This window comes from Psychrosphaera sp. B3R10 (genome assembly GCF_018861025.1).
In the GTDB taxonomy this organism is placed as follows: Bacteria; Pseudomonadota; Gammaproteobacteria; order Enterobacterales; family Alteromonadaceae; genus Psychrosphaera; species Psychrosphaera algicola.
Window position 1 is genome coordinate 95,183 of record NZ_JAHKQH010000037.1, and the last position, 18,835, is coordinate 114,017.

General features: G+C 40.0%; 20 protein-coding genes. 10 read left to right on the top strand and 10 right to left on the bottom strand.

All coding sequences use genetic code 11. The annotated features are described in order from the left end of the window. Positions 1-91: 91 nt before the first annotated feature. Positions 92-400 (bottom strand): pyrimidine/purine nucleoside phosphorylase, encoded by a 309-nt coding sequence (locus KO525_RS13455; protein WP_215964342.1) that lies wholly within the window; start codon positions 398-400, stop codon positions 92-94. Positions 401-773: 373 nt separating this feature from the next. Here KO525_RS13455 and KO525_RS13460 point away from each other — a divergent pair, with 373 nt between their 5' ends. From KO525_RS13460 to KO525_RS13475, 4 genes are read left to right on the top strand one after another with little or no spacing between them, the layout of a single operon-like run. Beyond that, positions 774-1,415 (top strand): FlgO family outer membrane protein, encoded by a 642-nt coding sequence (locus KO525_RS13460; RefSeq protein WP_215964343.1) that lies wholly within the window; start codon positions 774-776, stop codon positions 1,413-1,415. A 9-nt stretch (positions 1,416-1,424) separates the two neighbouring features. Next, positions 1,425-2,177 carry a FlgO family outer membrane protein gene (locus KO525_RS13465; RefSeq protein ID WP_252736763.1) on the top strand — a complete coding sequence of 251 codons (753 nt, stop codon included), beginning with the start codon at positions 1,425-1,427 and terminating at the stop codon, positions 2,175-2,177. Positions 2,178-2,190: 13 nt separating this feature from the next. Further along, positions 2,191-2,952, top strand: a complete 762-nt coding sequence (locus KO525_RS13470) for a FlgO family outer membrane protein (protein ID WP_215964344.1) — start codon at positions 2,191-2,193, stop codon at positions 2,950-2,952. Between the two features lie 24 nt (positions 2,953-2,976). Next, positions 2,977-3,930 carry a hypothetical protein gene (locus tag KO525_RS13475; protein ID WP_215964345.1) on the top strand — a complete coding sequence of 318 codons (954 nt, stop codon included), beginning with the start codon at positions 2,977-2,979 and terminating at the stop codon, positions 3,928-3,930. Positions 3,931-4,259: 329 nt separating this feature from the next. Here KO525_RS13475 and KO525_RS13480 read toward each other — a convergent pair whose 3' ends face one another. From KO525_RS13480 to KO525_RS13500, 5 genes are all read right to left on the bottom strand, one after another. Beyond that, positions 4,260-4,757: a hypothetical protein gene (locus KO525_RS13480; RefSeq protein ID WP_215964346.1), complete on the bottom strand. Its 498-nt coding sequence runs from the start codon at positions 4,755-4,757 to the stop codon at positions 4,260-4,262. Then, entirely contained in the window at positions 4,744-7,881 is a 3,138-nt protein-coding gene (locus tag KO525_RS13485; protein ID WP_215964347.1) for a hypothetical protein, read from the bottom strand. Before KO525_RS13485 ends, KO525_RS13480 begins: the two co-directional genes overlap by 14 nt. A 78-nt stretch (positions 7,882-7,959) precedes the next feature. After that, positions 7,960-8,730 (bottom strand): hypothetical protein, encoded by a 771-nt coding sequence (locus KO525_RS13490; protein WP_215964348.1) that lies wholly within the window; start codon positions 8,728-8,730, stop codon positions 7,960-7,962. 398 nt (positions 8,731-9,128) lie between these two features. Then, positions 9,129-9,737, bottom strand: a complete 609-nt coding sequence (locus KO525_RS13495; protein WP_215964349.1) for a hypothetical protein — start codon at positions 9,735-9,737, stop codon at positions 9,129-9,131. A 128-nt stretch (positions 9,738-9,865) separates the two neighbouring features. Beyond that, positions 9,866-10,483, bottom strand: a complete 618-nt coding sequence (locus KO525_RS13500; protein WP_215964350.1) for a FlgO family outer membrane protein — start codon at positions 10,481-10,483, stop codon at positions 9,866-9,868. Between the two features lie 317 nt (positions 10,484-10,800). Here KO525_RS13500 and KO525_RS13505 point away from each other — a divergent pair, with 317 nt between their 5' ends. The 3 genes from KO525_RS13505 (at position 10,801) to KO525_RS13515 (ending at position 13,610) form a co-directional block, all read left to right on the top strand. Beyond that, a complete protein-coding gene (locus tag KO525_RS13505) occupies positions 10,801-12,003 on the top strand; it encodes a dipeptidase (protein ID WP_215964351.1) in 1,203 nt (400 codons plus the stop codon). Positions 12,004-12,104: 101 nt separating this feature from the next. Continuing rightward, positions 12,105-13,127, top strand: coding sequence for a hypothetical protein (locus KO525_RS13510; RefSeq protein WP_215964352.1), 1,023 nt, complete (start codon positions 12,105-12,107; stop codon positions 13,125-13,127). A gap of 141 nt (positions 13,128-13,268) precedes the next feature. Further along, a complete protein-coding gene (locus KO525_RS13515; protein ID WP_215964353.1) occupies positions 13,269-13,610 on the top strand; it encodes an outer membrane protein assembly factor BamE in 342 nt (113 codons plus the stop codon). Positions 13,611-13,679: 69 nt separating this feature from the next. On the opposite strand, the gene KO525_RS13520 is transcribed toward KO525_RS13515, so the two are convergent. Both KO525_RS13520 and KO525_RS13525 read right to left on the bottom strand, forming a co-directional pair. Beyond that, positions 13,680-14,027 (bottom strand): RnfH family protein, encoded by a 348-nt coding sequence (locus KO525_RS13520; protein ID WP_215964354.1) that lies wholly within the window; start codon positions 14,025-14,027, stop codon positions 13,680-13,682. After that, the gene (locus tag KO525_RS13525; RefSeq protein WP_215964355.1) at positions 14,020-14,451 is read right to left on the bottom strand and encodes a type II toxin-antitoxin system RatA family toxin; all 432 of its coding nucleotides are present in this window, start codon (positions 14,449-14,451) and stop codon (positions 14,020-14,022) included. The genes KO525_RS13520 and KO525_RS13525 overlap by 8 nt, the downstream gene beginning before the upstream one ends. 111 nt (positions 14,452-14,562) lie before the next feature. On the opposite strand from KO525_RS13525, the gene smpB reads away from it, so the two are divergent. From smpB to KO525_RS13540, 3 genes are all read left to right on the top strand, one after another. After that, the gene (gene smpB, locus KO525_RS13530; RefSeq protein WP_215964356.1) at positions 14,563-15,042 is read left to right on the top strand and encodes an SsrA-binding protein SmpB; all 480 of its coding nucleotides are present in this window, start codon (positions 14,563-14,565) and stop codon (positions 15,040-15,042) included. A 160-nt stretch (positions 15,043-15,202) separates the two neighbouring features. Continuing rightward, the gene (locus KO525_RS13535; RefSeq protein WP_215964357.1) at positions 15,203-15,751 is read left to right on the top strand and encodes a hypothetical protein; all 549 of its coding nucleotides are present in this window, start codon (positions 15,203-15,205) and stop codon (positions 15,749-15,751) included. Continuing rightward, positions 15,738-16,547 (top strand): NRDE family protein, encoded by an 810-nt coding sequence (locus tag KO525_RS13540; protein ID WP_215964358.1) that lies wholly within the window; start codon positions 15,738-15,740, stop codon positions 16,545-16,547. Before KO525_RS13535 ends, KO525_RS13540 begins: the two co-directional genes overlap by 14 nt. Here the strand turns inward: KO525_RS13540 and KO525_RS13545 are convergent. After that, positions 16,524-18,152, bottom strand: a complete 1,629-nt coding sequence (locus KO525_RS13545) for a VWA domain-containing protein (RefSeq protein WP_215964359.1) — start codon at positions 18,150-18,152, stop codon at positions 16,524-16,526. The two genes, KO525_RS13540 and KO525_RS13545, sit on opposite strands and share 24 nt — an antisense overlap. Positions 18,153-18,166: 14 nt before the next feature. Then, positions 18,167-18,832, bottom strand: a complete 666-nt coding sequence (locus KO525_RS13550) for a TcpQ domain-containing protein (RefSeq protein ID WP_215964360.1) — start codon at positions 18,830-18,832, stop codon at positions 18,167-18,169. Positions 18,833-18,835: the final 3 nt, after the last annotated feature.

An 18,835-nucleotide genomic window follows, 5' to 3' on the forward strand; every position in this document is an offset into this window, starting at 1 on the left:
ATCCGTAATGGAAATAGCTACAGGTGCCGAGTTATAGAGTAAAGCAACACTCATTAGGTGTTACTTTACGACACAAAGTAAATCGTGTGGATTATAAATAACTGCAGCAGTAGTCTGCTGTTTTAGTCACTTTAAGTTTAAATGATGCATTTGCTGGAACGTAAAAGCTATCAGGCGCAACAATTGTTTGCCATTCTGAATCAGGTAATAGCACAGTGAGTTCACCGGCATTAATTTCCATTAACTCTTTAGCTGCTGTATTAAATTCATAATCGCCAGGCAACATGACACCAAGTGTTTTTGTTGAGCCGTCTTCAAAAGTTACCGTGCGGCTTGTCACTTTGCCATCAAAATAGATATTGGCGTTTACATCGATAGCCACGTTTTTAAATTGAGTCATGTTTAGATCCTATAATTGTTAAAAGTAATTTGAAAACTGAGTCGAGTTTAAGCTCCATGAGTTGTGCTTTTGGATTTAAACTGTGGAACACAAAATAAGGTTCCTGAATGAAGAAGATTATAAACGTTTTGTTCTTGCTTGATTAACCTTTATTAAGTTGAATTTGCAATAGCTAATAATGAAGTGGCAAATGTCAGCGGCGTCGATGACTAAATATATACAATGTTTTTAACCACCGGGATCCTTCAAATACGCGACCAAACGAGGGTATTAATCAAAGCGCTTGGTGGTCAAAACGTGTCAATTAGGTATTGGCATCTAAATTGCTTTAATCAAAGCCATAAACCCAGTTTACTGATGTGCGGAATAGACTATGTATTATCGACAAACACAGCTAAAAACACTTTTTAGATTGACCAGCTTATTGCTGATATTGCTTCTGGCTGCGTGTTCGTCGGTGTCTGACCCATTATTAGCTGGCGCAAAACAAGTGGATGAAAAACCAAAAAGTTATCAGCCACAAAGTTCAGAAGGGTCATTGCATTTCCATGTAGAACGCCTTGCCCGTCAATTGTTCGACACTGCTAATGGCTTTGACGTATCGCGTCCTATGGTGGTTGGCACGTTTTTACCCGCGGAACGTTACGATAATAAAAACAATGCAGCGCTAGTGCCATATGGCATTCAAATCCAAGAAAGTTTTGCGACGTTTGCAACCCAAGCCGGTTTAAAGGTCATTGAGTTTAAAACCTTACCAGCGGTTAAAATAACCAATAATGCCGATATTATGATGTCGAGAGACGTTAATGATTTAGATTCTCGGGTCAGTGCCGATTACATGTTAACGGGCAGTTATACCCAGCAACAAAACAGTTTAGTCGTTAATGTTCGATTAATTCGTGTCTTTGATAAGACAATAGTTGCCGCAGCAACCGATTATTTGCCGCTAAATAGTATGTGGAGCCACAACAAAGTACAGATAAAAGACAGCCGTTTGTACCGTGGCGAGTATTAGGAGTTTAAAATGAAAAAAGTATATTTAAGCGTAATAACCACGTTAATGCTATCTGGTTGCGCAACAATGGAAAGTTGGTCTTGGTTTGAAGAACCTGCCCCTCAAGAAGAAGTGGTTGAAGACCAACTCAAAGTTGCGGCAGAACAAACGCCTCAGGCTGAGTATATTGCCGCAAATCCAGACGATACAACGGCGGAAGCGAGCGTTAAGTTTCAGCAAAACTATCGCGATAAATTATTAAATAAAGTTGGCACCATGCACAGTCGTAAACCGACGAAGAGCATGGACATGAAAAACATCAATTATTATGTACGTGGTTTGATGCATGATCTTGTGGGGAACTTGCAATATGTAAATGCATCCACGCCAATTGCCGTTACCTCTTTTGTCTTTTTAGACAGCGACTACGAAAAAGCAGATTTAATTGGTAAGCAATTATCGGAAAGCTTTATCCACGAAGTCCATAAATTTGGCATTCCAGTATTAGATTATAAAACGACGGATTATATTCGCGTATCACCGGATGGTGACTTTATATTGAGCAAAGATTACCTCGATCTATCTGGTGAATTGCCAATTAAATACGCGTTAACTGGCACGTTAGTCAAACACCTTGCAGGTTACATGGTTAATGCTCGGGTCATTGGATTGCAATCGAAAGCCGTTGTTGCGTCAGCGCAGGGCTTTTTGCCTAGCAATGTTATTAACTCATTAATATCGAGCAATCTAAACGACGGTATTCCAGTGACAGCTGGCGAATAGGTCGGAGGCCATTATGATAAGAAATTTCTTAACTTTATTTCTATCTAGTACGCTGCTGGTGGGACTTACTGGTTGTGCATCGGGTGAGTTTTTTCCGGATGCTAAAACATCGGATAACCAAAAAGCTAAACAGGCCAATAAACCGCATGCCGATACCTTATGTGTGTCAAAAACGGGTCGATTAGTTGACTGCCAACAACTGGTTACCCATTTGCAAAATGAACCGGATTTACAAAACGCTCAGGGTGATCCATACCAAGAAGATACAAGAGCAATTCATTACTCTCATCCGTTAGAAGCCAGTAATAATACGGTACTCGTGGGTGAATACATTGAGCAAATGGCCACTGAAATTTTACGTAATTTAACTATCCCTATGGACGATGCGGTCGTCGGCGTAACGTCATTTGTTGAATTCTCTGAAGATCTGTCGACCGTCAATCATTTTGGCAATATGTTGGCAGAAAATTTCATTTATGAACTGCAGCAAAACGGCATTCCGGTTATTGATTATAAAGTCACAGGGGGCGTGCGCGTGATTTCTACTGGGGATTTTGTCTTTTCGAGAAATTCAGACGAACTGCTGCTCGACGGAACAATGACCTATGTATTAACCGGCACTATGGCATACAACAAACGGGGATTAATCATTAACGCAAGAATGGTTAACTTCGAAAACAAACGAGTCGTATCGACAAGTAAAAAGCTTATCCCATATTTTGTTTTAGATTCAATCATACCGAGTTCTGATAAACACGCTGTGATTGGCGATTAGTAAAACAACTGGAGCGTAATTTTGATGAATATCCGTCCGTTAATTCAAATCAGTATCTTGCTGGCATTATCCGGTTGTGCAACTGTTGATGGCTGGTTCGCCCCTGAAATTAAACCTGATGATCAACAACAGGCTTTGGTAAATAAAAGTGGTGACGCAGAATTACAAATTGATCCAAATGCTAAAGCCAACGACAAAGCCTTGATGGGTGACGCATTGCAGCAGCCTGAAACGTTTCTGCTCGCTGAACACGACAACGTTAAAAAATTAAAAGCTAATGACAGTACTATAGTGGGTAATCCAGATCCGCAAAGTACCAATTTGGTAGGTAATCAAGATCCCCAGGCAACACAAAACCCTATGGTGGTCAGTAACCCGTCAAGCCGTCAGTTGGCAAATACCCCTTTGACCAAACGTTCTGCAAATCGAGAAAAGCGCGTTCCCCAGCAAGAGTTTTCGGTAATGAGCCAGCAACGTCAACTGCAAACCAGCGTTGAAAACGACTACGCTGTTTTTCAGTCATTTAATCATCAGTTTATTAAAAATAACTCGGCTAAAAATCAGTATAAATCGTTAGATAAAACCGTGAGCCATTTTGTTATGGATCTGATTTCAAATTTGTCGTCTGAGCATTATGGTGCACCTTTGGTTGTCAGACCGATGAAACTCAAAGTCACCGATGTCGCAAACCCTGAAGGCGGTAAAGAGCTAATAACGTCGATGATTGCAGCCCAGATGAAAGACTATGGTTTTAATGTCTATGATGGCCGCAAGCCAAAAGGTAAATTTACTGGCGATGAAGTTATTTTAGAAACCATTGTTGATAGTTACGGAGATCAATTTGTGCTTTACGGGACATTAACTTTGTTGAAATCAAATACTGTGGCCGGAACGCACAACACTTTTATTTCGGATTTTTTCTTTCGCAATATTAAAGACGGTGTGGAAGTCTACACAGACAGTTCTAACTCAGAATAACGTTTCTTTTATACAGCTATTAAAGTGGGTGTGTTAGCACCCACTTATCATTAATCCTCCATATTATTTGATTTTTAATGGCCTAGTTGGTTTTCACCCCGGCTTAGTGCTAATTACAACCCTCCTGAATATAACCGCAACAAATTACCGCTTAAGGACCTCTGTCACTGAACTAAGACGTGAAAGAACTGCGCAGAAAAATCATTACCACCTAACATAAATACGCGAAGTGTTAACTCTAAGGTTATCTGTCTGTCGATGAGTGAGACTTAATCTTTGGTCTATTTATTCAAGACGGGGCCGTTGGCTTTTAAAAAGTCGAATTGCAATTAGGGGGTTCTAAATTCGACATCAAAGGACATATTGTACGATGTCAGGCCGCTAAGGGCGTTGGAAATAGTCAATGTGCCACCCACATATAAATCAATGGTGCCGTCGGTGCCTGTCATAAACCAAGTGTCTGCCCCGGCAATAGGTGACAAGCTCGTAGCATTAAGATCATTGACAAGGCGCGCTTTTGGCGCGAATGACAACCCCTGCGCTCCATCTTCAACATAGTTAAATCTTACAATTAGCTGTGTATTGGGGGTCGATTGAATTCGGTAGTGGGCGAGTTGGGCGCTGCCTAAGCACATATTATCGGGGCTAGAAATATTGCCATTTATCGGGTCTAGTTCACAAAACCCTGACTTAGGCACCAATTCACCAAAGCTGAGTTGGGCTTGTTGGGTGATACTATCCGCCAGCGAATAAGCCGCAGGCGCAAACTGGAACAATGCGGTTGCAACAATCAAATAACTGGCTTTAGACATGTTAGAGTTCAACAACTTTTGCTCCTTTTCGGTAAACGTATGGCAATGCATTATAAGCGTCTTGAGCAAGTTCTTCCGTTAAAAAGTCACCTAAATAGACGCTGCATCGTTGATTATCGTTTTCTACATAGGTGTTTACTAATTCACTTTGTAGGATATAACTTTGGCATTCTTGCTCTGTGGTATAAGTTTCTAGCAAGACGGCAAATACAGTGCGAATCGTGCTAAAGACTCGAACATAGGCATCGGTGCGCACGTTAGGTGGGATCTGATATAAATATTGGTTGGCATCTTCTCTTAAATTAAACTCACCGGCCATTACCGTGCAGTATTTAGTCCCCATACTATAAAACGCTTTATCGACCCCCGTTCGTTTTAAATCAGTCGTGCGCATATGGCAATATTCGCGGTCGTCATATGCGCCAAACTGAATCGAGAAAAACTCACCACGTTGTAATTCCTTAGATGTCCTTTGGTTTGTTTTTGTCAGGGAAGCAGAGATATTTTTGGGCTCAATATCGCCTTGATAATTTTCGTCAATTTGGGTGCGATTAATATCTGATATCGTAATCGTGTCGACCGTAAGTACTTGGTCGCTGCCGGTTAAGGTCAGTTTGATGGTTTTGGGATAGGCGTATAGCTTTTTACTGGCCAAAAACGCTGGGTCTATTCTGAGTTCGTATTGCCCTGGCCATTGGTCTTCAAACATATAATAGTGTTCGATGTCAGATAACGTCTCAGCCACGACTTTTGAATTTTTATCCACTAGCTGAACCGGCACAAATTTGGCTTTTTGACCATAAGTTTTGTCTTCTAAAATTCCATCTAGCGTGACAGCATAATTAAATGGAATGTCCAATGATGTCACACCGCCCGCGTGGGTATAAAACCTGAAATTATCATTAACTGGTTTAAGTGCAGGGGATTTTGTTTCCATCGTATTAAAATGCACTTTAATGGGCGCATTGTGGCCTAGTCCCGGAAGATAGGTCAAACCCTGAGTGTTTGAACGTATATCGCGCCAGTAAGGTTTTACCCCAAATTGTACCCCCGACAGCGGTTCATCGTATTCGTCATAGTGTGCATTCTGGTTATTATCGATGTAGGTCATCAAGTCTAATGTTGACGATGCCGCTGAGTATTCACTCTGAAAATTGACTTGGCCATTATGATAGTCGTAATCGATGTTAAAGGTTAAACCGGCACTCACTTGCCATTTAGTTTCACTCGAATAGCTGGTGCCAAAAACCATATTGAATTTTTGTTTTCTGACACTGACATTAGTAGACACTCGATATTGATTGTCGACATTGTATTGCCCATTAAATGAAGCATAAATGTGCGCTGGGGCTCGCCATGTTGCATTCAAATCGATAGAGTCGAGTTCTGTTTTTTGGCCTTCTCCGTTTTCAATATTAAAATTGGCACTTGTCCGCAAATACCATTTATCACCAATAGGAGATGAAATTGCGATTTTATCAGTGATATAGGCCGTTGAGTTTAAAGCACTGTTGTAGCTGTAATTAACGGTATTGGTAATATTAAATTGTTTGAAACGAGATGAGAGAACAAAGTTAAGGTCATCAAACTGGCTATTGCCACTCACCCCGTCTAGTTCAAAGATATTTGATTTTGAATATCCATTTAAGCCGAGTCCTACTGCGCCTAGCCTTGCGGTAAATCCAGCTCGATAGCCGTTTTGTTCGCCAAGCGGTGCAGTCGCATCTCGATTATCATAATTTTTGTTTGAAAATGCCCCGGCTGAGTATCGAAAGTTATTGCCAAAATTACCGAGCAAATTGACGTCAAATTTGTATTTGTCGTGTTCTTGTATAAATACATTCACATCAGCCAGCGCATTTGGTAATTGTCTGGTAAGTGAAATGATACCTTCATGCAATTGCGAATCATCTGGGTTTTGCTGGACAAAATAGGACAAGCCTAAGCTTGTTTTGGCATTTAGCCCAAACTCGGTCTGAATAAATGCAGCAGGGGATGAGGACTTTTCACTAAATTGCTGATTGTTGAACAGGCTACTGCCAGTATCAATAATGCCGCCATTGAAATTAAATTCACCGGGTTTCAGCATATTGTGACCAACGATAACTTCGCGGTCGATAATTTGTTCTTCACCATATGGACCGTACAACTTTATTTCAAATCGGTTTATGCCGTAGGTCGTATCGATGTTAGAAAAAATGATTCTACCATCTTCTGCCACCGTACCGGTTTCCATCAAAAAACCATTTTTATACAACTCAGCTTGCCATCCTGCAGGGGCATCTTCTTCGATGTTTATTTTGCCAAAATAAGAACTGTATTTGGCCTGAACGCTGCCAAATACAACACCTAGGCCAGAGTAGCCCGATTGCAATCTGGTATTGCTGGCGGAGACATCACCAAAAGCATAATGATTTAGACTGCCTAGAATTTTTTTGTCCGGAGCCGTTTGACTCCGCCGCATACTAAAACGTGCGGTAAGTTGGTTGTCGGTGTTTTGCGCCATGCTCAAGTGAGACGCATGGTAAAGCAAGTCGTTGTAAGTTTGTACATTTAGATTGAGTTGGTCATTTAATTGATTTTTACGCGCGGAAATTGAAACATGGCCTTTAGGGGGCGTATAAATTCGATATTGATCTTCGATTAGAAAGTCGTATGTTGGATCCTGCAGATCAGACTGTTGCACAACTTTGTTATTGCTTCTAGCGAGTCGTTTTTGTATTGGAAATGGCTGTCCTTGAGAGACAAACTCAATGGCAAGATCTTGAGTTTTCATGGTGATGTTGGCGTTAATTAAATAGGCCAAGGTCGTTGTATCTAAGTAAAGTTCATTGTCGATAAGTACGGCAAAGCTTTTTGACATTTTTTCTGATTTGCTTAAATCAGTAACGCCGTTTTTAGACGGCGGTGTCTGTTGCAGTTGAAACAAAACATTCGATTGTTCAATTTTGCCAGTGATTAGACCGCTTTTAGGACCGTAATTTAGGTTGAGCTCTAACATACCAGTGACGACGTAAAAAGGCAGAAGTACCTGGTCGTTGTGGTAATAAATATCCGCGCTTTCGTATAGCACCAAATCGCGATTTAAGCGCAGATCATAAATATCAAAGTCGACTTCATCTTGCGTTAACCACTGCACGCTACTTGTCGCAGTAAAACTCAACAGGAGCAAAAAAGTGAAACACAGGTGACTTATCTTCATCGTGTAATGGATGCGTTAGTTAATCACAGTGGTTAGCGAAATATCGCCACCAAATTGTGGCGTTTCTTTAAATTCGATGATCACTTTGCCTTTTGGCTTTGCTTTTAACGGCAGCAACAGCGGTACATCTGCTGATTGCAAATAGTGTGAAAATCCTTTGCGAACCGCTAAAACGCCAGTGTCGTCAGATACGGAGATGTCGCCAAATAACGATCTTTTTCCACGACGACTTAGTATTGCCTCGGCAAAATAACGCTCGTTAGTGTTGCCGATATGGGCTTGTTGAATGGCTGCTTCGACTTTAAGCTCCCCCTTGCGAACCACTACCGGAATATTAAAGACAAAGTTTGGCTGAATTTTAATTCCCGCTGTTGCGTTATCAGTTTGTTCACGACATCTTAGGTTTAAATAACTGACCCATTCCCCACTTTTTTGTTGGACTAATCTTCGAGCTAAAACCCGTACTTTTTGATTAGACTTAGCTGGAATTAAAACGCGTTTAGGTGAAATTCGAAGTAAAGACTGAGCGCTGGTCGCTGGCAAATTGTCTTTTGTCGCGACCGTCAGTTGACCTTCTGGAGATACGTTATGGTCGACTAAATTGGTGTAACAATAGGCATCGGTATCGCCCTGATTAAATATCTGGTAATTTTTGGTACTTTGTTTTTCAGTTAACAGTACACGATAATCCGTGAAATGAATGTTTGGACCTGCGCTGGCCGAGTTGACAAAAACGCCAAGCATGACGATGGCAATATTAAGAAAAAAACGTGGCGATACAGTCATGTTGATACCTACTTGAAGCTCTAGTTAATTTGGGTGATAGGCCCGTGGTCAATTTAAAAAGAAACTAAAGTGTCAAACAGCAGGAAACTCACAAAAAATAAGCTTAACAGCATGGTAGTTTTGACACATTTTTCTTTCATTTTTGCTCATAAACTATAAAGCAGGAATAGTGCCAGTAGCGGTAAAATCAAAGGGTTTTTAAAGATAATGGAAATAAAAACATAAGACCATGAGCAGCGCGCTGGGAAAGTGTAAAACTGGGCCTCAATTGACATTGAGTTTTGCAGTGATGGCATTACCGAACAGACAATGAAAACTCGTAATAGGCTAGATGAAGATAATTAAAATGAAGGAAAACAAAAGAGTGAAACACGATGTTCCACTCTTTTATATGCTGACTAGTATGTGGCAGTAATGTCGAAGCTACCTGAATATGGCGTATTGGCGGTAAGGTCCTGCAATACGTTTACCACACCACCAACAACAACAACAATTGAACCATTGTCACCGACAGTTATGCTCACTGGGTTATCTGCGATAATCGCAACCGGTGAAGAAAAATCGACGGTTGAGTCGTTTTGTACGAGAAAGCCGCTTGGTGAGAAATTAAAATCAGTGCCGCCACTAATTGAAGACACCGTTACGTTTGCCGTTTGTCCGGCCACGCCTGTGATTTCATAGACACCTGATAAATTATTTGCAGTACCAGAAGTTATTGCAATACAACCGCCATCACCACTACTTAAAGAATCTTGAATGTCAGAATTAGCAATAACGCCGACACTCGCTGACGACGCTGCTGCAACCGCCGTTGTTACTGTACAAGAGGTTGCGGCTTTACCAAATACGTTGGCAACACCAAAGGTTAACGGATTGTTTTCTACAATTTGAAGATCCTGCACCGTTGTGAACGCTAGCGTAAATGACGTTGTAACCGCCGTTGAAGATAAAGGGGCGATAACAAGCGCTGCACCTAAAAATACTTTATTTAACAAATTCTTTTTCATAATCAGTTACCTTTTGGATCTAAGTCAGATCTATATACGGTTGTTGCTCGCGAGAACATACGGTTTACGTACTTTAATATTTACTTATCGGACGATTGAACAACATCTTTAGTAATTTTTTTTAGCAATTAGCGACCGCGGATTACGATGTCCTGCCCTTCAACGGTAGGGAACGCATTTTCAAGGACAAATGCGGGCATAGATAACGTATAGGCGGCAAGTATTGCCCCACTTTTTGTCGAAACAAGTCGGGCGTTTATGTTCGCGCCATTTGGTGAGTAATTAATAATGCCGCTAATGACATATTGAGTCGTAATGAGATTGTTGTTTCTATTAAATATAAAACTGCCTTGAGGTGATAAGGCAAGTTGTTCGGAAACGTTAAAGTCAACAACCTGATACCCGGTTTCTTGCAGTGAAACAAGTAAGTCCTCTGCTATTTTATTTCCTAGCGGATGGGTGTTTGTTAAGTTGTCATCTAAGTCGACAAATGATGCGACAGACACGGACGAAAGCTTATTGATATCAACTTGTTGAGAAAGTTCAAATGCAATTCGGTCAGCGTATTTTTTAAGAATTTTAGCGTTCAAGTTTTTGTTATCGGTACCCATTTCCATCGATACGTCTGGTGTGAAACCATAACCGTATTGCTTAAATCGATTGGCATAATGTTCCGCATGGTAATTTGGCGCAGCGCAACCCGCGAGACCTAAAATTGAACTTATTAATAATAAACGTAGTTTCATAACCTATCCGGAAGTGCTTTAATAACTATGAACTTAAGGCCAATTATATGGCTAGTTTACGTCGATAACGTTGCAAAATTTCAAACTCGCTTCGTAAATCGTTATTAAGTCATCATCGATGACTCATTTGACAAAATAGCGTACTAGTTGATGTAAAAAATCAATAAACACTAAGCTAGAATTGCGTTTGTCGGGCTTGTTATATTTCTTATTTCGTCATTGGTGATTGACCAATAGTTTGATCCATACTCGAAAAAAACAACAACCATAATGTTGTAAGCAATATATAGGCCATAGCAACCTACAAGGGAATCGTCATGAATAAAGGTTTTCAGTCCATTGGTCCAGTGCTGACCATGATAATAGTATCCAGTTTGTCTTCATTTTCGTTGCAGGCAATTGAAGTATCGGAAAAGGCGAAAAATATTGCCAAAAATTCCATTATTGCCGACAGCCATATTGATGTGCCATATCGAATTAATAAAAAGTGGGAAGATGTCACTGTTGCGACCAAAGGGGGAGATTTTGATTACCCTAGAGCTAAGTTAGGCGGCTTAAATGCACCGTTTATGTCGATATATATTCCTGCAACGCTTGAAGCTGATGGTAAAGATTTTGGCGTACAATTAGCCCATAAGTTAATTGACTCCGTCGAAGCAATCGCCGCTAGAGCGCCGGATAAATTTGCCATTGCGTATTCAACAAGCGACATTGAAAAACACTTCAAACAAGGCTTGATTTCATTGCCGATGGGAATGGAAAATGGCTCGCCGATGGCAGGTGATATCGACAACTTAAAGCTGTTTTATGATCGCGGAATTCGCTATATCACGCTTTCTCATTCACTTGCGAATCACATTGCAGATTCAAGTTATGACCTTCGTCGTAAATGGAAAGGGCTAAGTGACTTTGGCAAAATACTTGTTAAAGAGATGAACGACATCGGTATGATGATTGATATTTCTCATGTCAGTGATGATGCATTTTATCAAACATTAGAAATCACACGGACACCGGTAATTGCCTCACACTCTTCTTTACGTAAATTCACCCCAGGATTTGAACGTAATATGGATGATAATATGATCAAGGCATTGGCCAAAAATGGCGGCGTTATTCAAATTAACTTCGGTTCAAGTTTTGTCTCTGCTAAAACCCGCATGTGGGGAGATACGTTAAGCGCTAAATATAAAGCCGCAGGCACGTCGTACGGAGAGCCGAAAGCAAAAGAAATTGAAGCGTCGTATCGTGCTGCATCGCCATATCCGTATGCAAATTTAGAAACGGTGTTAGATCATATTGACCATGTTAAAAACTTGGTTGGTATTGATTATGTTGGTATTGGCTCCGATTTTGACGGTGTTGGCGATTCATTACCTCGTGACTTAAAAGATGTGTCTTATTTTCCACATTTAGTACAGGGCTTAATGAATAGAGGTTACAGCGAATCAGAAATTAAGAAGGTTTTAGCGGGTAACTTGCTTCGTGTTTGGCGTGCTGTAGAAAAAGCGGCTAAATAGACTTAACCATTTAAATACTCTGGGGGAGCGAATTAAGGGTTCCCCCTATATTCCATGTACTCTTAATTCCATATTATAAATTGGAAATGGGAGGACGAGCCGTGCCAATAACAAACGTTAACATTACTGAACTAGCAGACGCCATCGTTCTCGATGACGTAACGGATGTATTTTACCGTAGTTTAGTATACTCCCATTTTTCTAGATGTGACGCCGACCCAAAGAACAAAATGGAAGCTGAACTCGACGCTAAGTTAGAGGTCAAGCTCGCAAGGCAGCTAAATTGGGCCGCGTCTTTAACAAGTTTAGATACCGTAAATCATAAGTTTAGCCATTTTATTGAAATGCTTCACATGGGGCTGCTAACGCAAGCTAAACTCACCGCTATTTTAACCGATAATTATTGGTTAGCTCAGGCATTTAAAGACGTAAAAATTAAGTTGAATTTGCCGACAGATGTCGAATTTTATGTTTTAGATCATAAAAAAGGCGATCCTTTGAGTGAGGTGATTAACTCTATTTGTTGGCGTTATTATTATTTGCAATTAAGTGAACCGTGCCGCCAATTGTTAATACAGTTAGTCAATTTGTCTCGTTCGTTTGTACATTACTCACAGCTTATCTGTGAAGAAGAAGGTCATTCAGTCAGAGCGGATGATTTTTATAACTTAGCCTTTTTTAATGGGTTTCCTACTTATGTTATGTTGCGATTATTTGACCGCACCGTGCAAAGTTTAAAACAGGAGCGCCTTAATTTAATTCCAATCGAAAATTTTGCCGAGCGAAAACAAGTCGACGCGTATCAAATAAACGGTGATATTTTGTTGAGTTTTTTAAAGTTCGATGAATTTGTAAAGCCACATGTTTTTGACTGTATTAACGTTCCAGCTCCTATTCAAAGCAACTTGATTAATGGAAAAGAATGTCCGGATTTAAAAACTAAAACTTTTCTCGCAGGACGAACTCAGGCAATTAAAAATTTGATGGTTGAAAGCCAAGTATTAACCGCGCAACAAATCTTAAATTATAATCAACAAATTGGTATTAATTTTGAGTTTCAAAACCTGGAAAGTTTGCATGAGAAGTACGCTAGCCCGATGGCAAAGTTGTTTAATGTAACCTAATTATAACTTGGCCAAGTACAATCGTGCGATTTATGAATATTGTGGTACAGATTAAATTTTGATTCTGCTAATATTACGGAACTTTTTCCATTAACGATGTCAAACTAGACAATTGTTTACAACTCATACAGCAGTATTTTCATGAAAATTTTTCTCGCAATCTTTATATCACTAGCTCTTTCAGCCTGCAGTACGTGGGTCTACAAATATGACATTACACAAGGTAACTTTCTTAACCAAGATGATGTTAATAAATTACGAGTAGAAATGACGCAAGAGCAAGTTAAGTATGTACTTGGAACTCCGGTTCTGGAAAATCCTTTTTCGTCAGACAAGTGGCACTATATCCACACCAATAAGTCGGGTAAAACAGATATAACGATACGTCGTGAGCTTATTATTATCTTCAAAGACGGTAAGTTGTTTGAAATTGAAGGTGATTACAAAAGACCAGAACAATTTGAAACCCCGCTAGAGTCTTAATTCTATAGGCTATCAATGACCAAAATTGGTAGAAAATACACACAAAAAAGGTGGCTTTAGCCACCTTTTTTATTCGGCTTGTTTTTTCCTTGGATTGACTCTGCCGCCGGTAACTTTGTCAGCTCGGCCTTCTTCAATTGCCTTTTCCGCACGGCGCTTCCTAACTTCTTTTGGATCGGCAATTAGAGGGCGATAAATTTCAATTCTGTCGCCAGCCACTAATCCTTGGCTTAACTTACAAGTTCGCGACCAGATCCCGACCTTGTTATTAGCCAAATCAATTTCTGAATGTTTGGCAAGGATACCGCTGAATTTAATCGCGTGTTCGACGTCAAAATTAGCAGGGACGTCAAGCTCCAATAAGGTTTGCTGTTCCGGTGTTGCGTACGCAATTTCGATAGTAATTTTGTTATCCATAAACAACTTTAGCCCGTTGCGAAAAAGCATTGACCATATTAACCGCAACTTGGTTAAATATTTTGCCAAATGCCAATTCAATCATTTTAGAAGAAAATTCAAACTCTAATTGTAATTCGACTTTACACGCATTGCTATCGAGTTCTGTAAACACCCATTGCCCCGTTAGGAACTTAAATGGACCATTAACTAAAGAAAGTTCGATGGATTTACCAGGGTGTAGTTTATTGTGCGTGGTAAACCACTTTTCGATCCCGGCTTTTTTAATCAACAAAGAACCTTCAATTTCGTTATCATTAATGTATTTACTCGATGCCTTTGCACAATTTGGAATAAATTGCGGGTATGCATTAATGTCGTTCACTAAGTCGAACATTTGTTGGCCGTTAAACATAACGAGCGCACTGCGTGAAATTTGAGCCATAACAACTGGTTGAGATGATAATTAAGAGAATTTCGGTATTCTAACAAACTTGGATAGAAAATGGCGGATAAATGGTTATAATCCGAGGTTCATTAATACTAAGATAAGAATATGTCCAACAAAAAATCAAAATCTTCTTCAAATACGATTGCCTTGAATAAAAAGGCACGTCATGAATATCACCTCGACAAAAAGTTTGAGGCAGGTGTTGAACTTCATGGTTGGGAAGTGAAAAGTATTCGTGACGGAAAAGTGAATATTTCTGACTCCTACGTATTTTTAAAAAATGGCGAAGTGTTTTTATTAAATTCACAAATTCAACCGTTGAATCAGGCCTCCTCACATGTCGTTTGCGAACCGAATCGTTCTCGTAAGTTGTTATTGAAACGCAGAGAGATTAACGAACTTGTCGGTGCTGTAGAACGCTCAGGTTACACTTTGGTTGCCACCGCGATGTATTGGAAGTTGAATTGGGTCAAAATTGAGTTTCATTTGGCTAAAGGTAAATTAAGCCATGATAAACGGACTGACATTAAAGATCGCGACTGGAATCGTCAAAAAGAACGTATGATGAAACATTCGGTCAATTAATCTTGTTGCGCTTATCGATGACACAGTACTAAATAAGACGTTGCCGAGATTTGGTTTTCCGACCCGATTTACTGTCATACTTTGCTCAGTCGTACTATGCTTTTAAAAGTTTGAAATTAATTTATCGATTTCCCGTTCTATTTTTAAAGTGATGTCAGTAGTGACGGGAAACTTATGGAAGTTGTATTTTATGCCTGAGCAGGAAAATCAGACAAAAAAACTTGTCGACGATAATATTTTATTACTAAACCAATTGGCCCAATTCGTTCAAGAACAGGCCAGTCAAATATATAGTTTACCTAACGAGCAGCTGCAAAGTGGCAGTATTGGTGCCCACGTTAGGCACATTATCGATCATTATTTAAGTGTGTTAGTCGACGGTGGTGTTGTCAATTATGACCAACGAGAACGAGACGCGAAGATTGAAATTAACGCAACTTATGCGGGCGATATTTTAAATGCACTGTGTTCCGAGTTATCTAACTTATCAAAAAGTGACTCGGTTAAAGTTGTGATTAGCACAAATGTCGAAGGTCCCTCATCTACCGTTGACAGTGCCTATGATCGAGAATTATGTTTTCTGCATTCGCATACAACTCACCATATGGCAATAATTCGTTTACTCGCAATACATAACAACATTGTTTTACCTTGTTATTTTGGTAAAGCGGCTTCCACTCAAAAATTTGAAAAGAATGTGCAGTTTTAGCTGGCAACAGTTTGGTGATACATTAACTGTGGTGTTTAATCGTGATGAATCAACAACACGAAGCAAGGCACAACACCCTAAATATTACACTGAAAACGGTGTACGATTTATAATGCCAAAAGACCCCGATGGTGATGGAAGTTGGATTGCAGCAAACGAATTTGGTTTTGTTTTTGTCTTACTGAATGACTATCAAGGGCAAGTAAAGCCACCGCAAACCTTAATATCACGGGGCCAGTTAATTCGTTCATTAGCGAGTTGTCGAGACTGGCAAACGATAAAACAAAAAGTCGCTTGCTGGCCGTTATCCCAAAGCCAACCATTTCAACTCGGTGTTATTGCAGCCCAGCAGCAAATGTTTTGGCACTACAATGGCTTGGTGTCTCAAATCACGCCTACAACACTGCCAAGCGCTTTGTTTTCCTCGGCTCACCCTGATGTTAAAAATATTGTTAAACTTCGCCACAATCTACTGCAACGTACTAAAGCAAGCTGTGTTGAGGAGTTAGTGCAACTATTTAAGGGGCATAAACCTGATTTATCAGATGTAGCGAAACTGAATTTGCCGAATAGTCAAAAACATAAATGTGAAGCGATTAATGGTGATGTGATAAAAGCGGGAGAGGGCAATACGTATTCGATTTGTATGCATCGAGATGAGGCGAATACTCAATCTTTGTCATGTATAGAATTAAAAAATAGCAGTATTGAATTTTCTTATTGGGACGGCCAACCTTGTCAGGTTGACCGCCCAATTACAATGTCGTTGCCGCTAGTTACCGCAGATTTCTTCTAAGGTATCTTTAGAAAATAAGAATTTATTATTTATGGTCGATTGTTTACTGGCCATAATGAGATAACTATCTGTTGTAGCACCAGTAATTTCCTCAGTTAGTGACACATAACCAATTGCAAAGTCAGGGTCAGTTCGAGTGAATGTAATGGCTGCGTTATCGTCAGAAAGTTGATGTTCAAGTCCGCCTCTACACGCTTTTATTTGCCAATTGAAAATAGGCGTTTCTCTCGACCAACGTAATTTAGCTTGCCATAGCATTTCTGGTACTAATGTTGTGCGTGCGCCGTTCAATGTTAATACTGCTTCAATGTCGGTGAACCCAGTGGCATCAAAGTCGTCACTAAACGAATCGTTACAGTTATCTAAAGAACCACTATTATCAAGTTGTGCTTCTTCACTTGGCGTAACTGCCATAGTACATGGATAGTCATCGATGGCCTCAACGGTTAGAGTGTGTGAACCACTGCGTTTAGGCGTGGCATATGACATAACATAGAGTCCATCTTCGTATGTTTTGATTTTGGCAAAGGTTGATTGTAATAACCCATCGAGCTCGTCAAAGTTTTCTAATTGATAGATGTTATCCGTTGCAGTAAATTCACTAAGAGTTGCTGTATCTGCTTCGTCACCAATAGCAATAAAATATAAGTCTTTACCTTTTGCCGCATTTAAAGCAGCGCTGGTTGACGAACTATCTGAGTTATGGACACCATCGGTAAACAAAATTAAGCTCCCGTAGCTCAGTAATTCAAGGGATATCTCATTTTGCCATACTTCTGCACCTTGCTTAATTGCGCCGTATAGATTGGTTGAGTTGCCACCAATTTGCACCGCATCGAGCTGTTCGATTATCGCTTCTGGGTCCTGACTGTTTTCTATAACTACGTCGACTTCACTGTCAAATGACAAGATAGTAATTGACTGGTTTGGCAATAACTTTGATTCTTGCGTAACCGGATCGGCAATGACATTTTTAATGGCATTTTTTATCGACGTTAATTCATCGTTAAACAATGAAGAGCTGACATCGATTACAAATACAGTTTGGTATTCGGCATTATAATTACTGAGTTTATCCACTTCTAAAAATGATTCTCGTGGAGAGATAACTGAACCATTCTCAAGGACGTTTAAGTAATCGGTAATATTTGACTTGTCTATTGAGTCAACTGCAGTACCAGTAAAACGGTCGATTAGGTGAAATGCAAAGGTTAGCACTGAAGGCGCTTCTTCTTGGAAGGCTAGGGCATTAAGGTTGTAGGCTTTAAAATTCTCTGCAAGGCCATTACACACGATAGTAACATTATTGATATTGCCGATAGCTGTGCCGCTTCCGTTAGTAACTAGGCAGTCTAAATTGTCACTGCTGGTATTAACGGTGACGGAATAAGTCGCATTTTCTTCAATTCGAGTTGGGGATGTAAATGCACCATTGTTCGTTATGGTTTCTAAGTTACCATTGACATAGATACTGATCTCACCCGTTAAACCTTCAACGACACCTGCGACAGAGACTGTCCCTGCAAGTTCGCTATTTTTATCATCACTGCCTGAGCAGGCCATGTTTAATACCAGAGAAGATAATAAAATTGCACGTTTAAACATTGATATTCCTTAATTTAATTTCCTAATTCACGGCGCTCTTGTCTATACTTTTTTTCCATTTCCTGATCTCTGCGCAACTGAGCAGAAGATAAGGTTAAGACACAAGAACTCGACATGTATTCGGTTTTGTTTGTCGTCAGAACAATCGTGCGTTCTTTTGGACAGTAGACTGAATCAACATGACCACCGTAGTCACCAGCAACAACTTTACTTATGGTGTCCACCAATGACTTCAGGTTACCTGACTCAGTAAAGTGCTGCTTAATAATGTAATCGTATTTTAAATCCCAAATAACCGCGACGCCTTCTTCTTGAGCAAATCGCTCTAGGACGGTTTTTATCGTTTCGTTTTCTTTAAAACTACGTTTTTTATTTTCGCCTTCCCAGACTGGCGAGCCTGGGGATACTTCGTCACGTCGCAGTTCCAACAATTCTGTCGCGTTTCGTGGCGATTTAGGTAATTCGATTGTAAAGTCGTCTAATCGACTGCCACCGGGTTTTATTGCTTTGCGGACTTCGGCATAAAACTTTGCGACACCTTTTGCCACAGGGTTTTCACTTGTTTGATTACTGGCGTCTGTACCCCAGTAAATAAATCCAACAATAAGTAACAATAAAATACTTGGGAACAATATTTTTCCCATCAATCCCGAGTGTTTTTTAACTGGTTTATTCGTCATTGT

What these genes read in the sequence shown, in the direction of transcription:
- KO525_RS13455 (WP_215964342.1), bottom strand. Translation starts at nt 400, where the DNA reads ATGACTCAATTTAAAAACGTGGCTATCGATGTAAACGCCAATATCTAT.
- KO525_RS13460 (WP_215964343.1), top strand. Translation starts at nt 774, where the DNA reads ATGTATTATCGACAAACACAGCTAAAAACACTTTTTAGATTGACCAGC.
- KO525_RS13465 (WP_252736763.1), top strand. Translation starts at nt 1,425, where the DNA reads ATGAAAAAAGTATATTTAAGCGTAATAACCACGTTAATGCTATCTGGT.
- KO525_RS13470 (WP_215964344.1), top strand. Translation starts at nt 2,191, where the DNA reads ATGATAAGAAATTTCTTAACTTTATTTCTATCTAGTACGCTGCTGGTG.
- KO525_RS13475 (WP_215964345.1), top strand. Translation starts at nt 2,977, where the DNA reads ATGAATATCCGTCCGTTAATTCAAATCAGTATCTTGCTGGCATTATCC.
- KO525_RS13490 (WP_215964348.1), bottom strand. Translation starts at nt 8,730, where the DNA reads ATGACTGTATCGCCACGTTTTTTTCTTAATATTGCCATCGTCATGCTT.
- KO525_RS13495 (WP_215964349.1), bottom strand. Translation starts at nt 9,737, where the DNA reads ATGAAAAAGAATTTGTTAAATAAAGTATTTTTAGGTGCAGCGCTTGTT.
- KO525_RS13500 (WP_215964350.1), bottom strand. Translation starts at nt 10,483, where the DNA reads ATGAAACTACGTTTATTATTAATAAGTTCAATTTTAGGTCTCGCGGGT.
- KO525_RS13505 (WP_215964351.1), top strand. Translation starts at nt 10,801, where the DNA reads ATGAATAAAGGTTTTCAGTCCATTGGTCCAGTGCTGACCATGATAATA.
- KO525_RS13515 (WP_215964353.1), top strand. Translation starts at nt 13,269, where the DNA reads ATGAAAATTTTTCTCGCAATCTTTATATCACTAGCTCTTTCAGCCTGC.
- KO525_RS13520 (WP_215964354.1), bottom strand. Translation starts at nt 14,027, where the DNA reads ATGGATAACAAAATTACTATCGAAATTGCGTACGCAACACCGGAACAG.
- KO525_RS13525 (WP_215964355.1), bottom strand. Translation starts at nt 14,451, where the DNA reads ATGGCTCAAATTTCACGCAGTGCGCTCGTTATGTTTAACGGCCAACAA.
- smpB (WP_215964356.1), top strand. Translation starts at nt 14,563, where the DNA reads ATGTCCAACAAAAAATCAAAATCTTCTTCAAATACGATTGCCTTGAAT.
- KO525_RS13540 (WP_215964358.1), top strand. Translation starts at nt 15,738, where the DNA reads ATGTGCAGTTTTAGCTGGCAACAGTTTGGTGATACATTAACTGTGGTG.
- KO525_RS13545 (WP_215964359.1), bottom strand. Translation starts at nt 18,152, where the DNA reads ATGTTTAAACGTGCAATTTTATTATCTTCTCTGGTATTAAACATGGCC.
- KO525_RS13550 (WP_215964360.1), bottom strand. Translation starts at nt 18,832, where the DNA reads ATGACGAATAAACCAGTTAAAAAACACTCGGGATTGATGGGAAAAATA.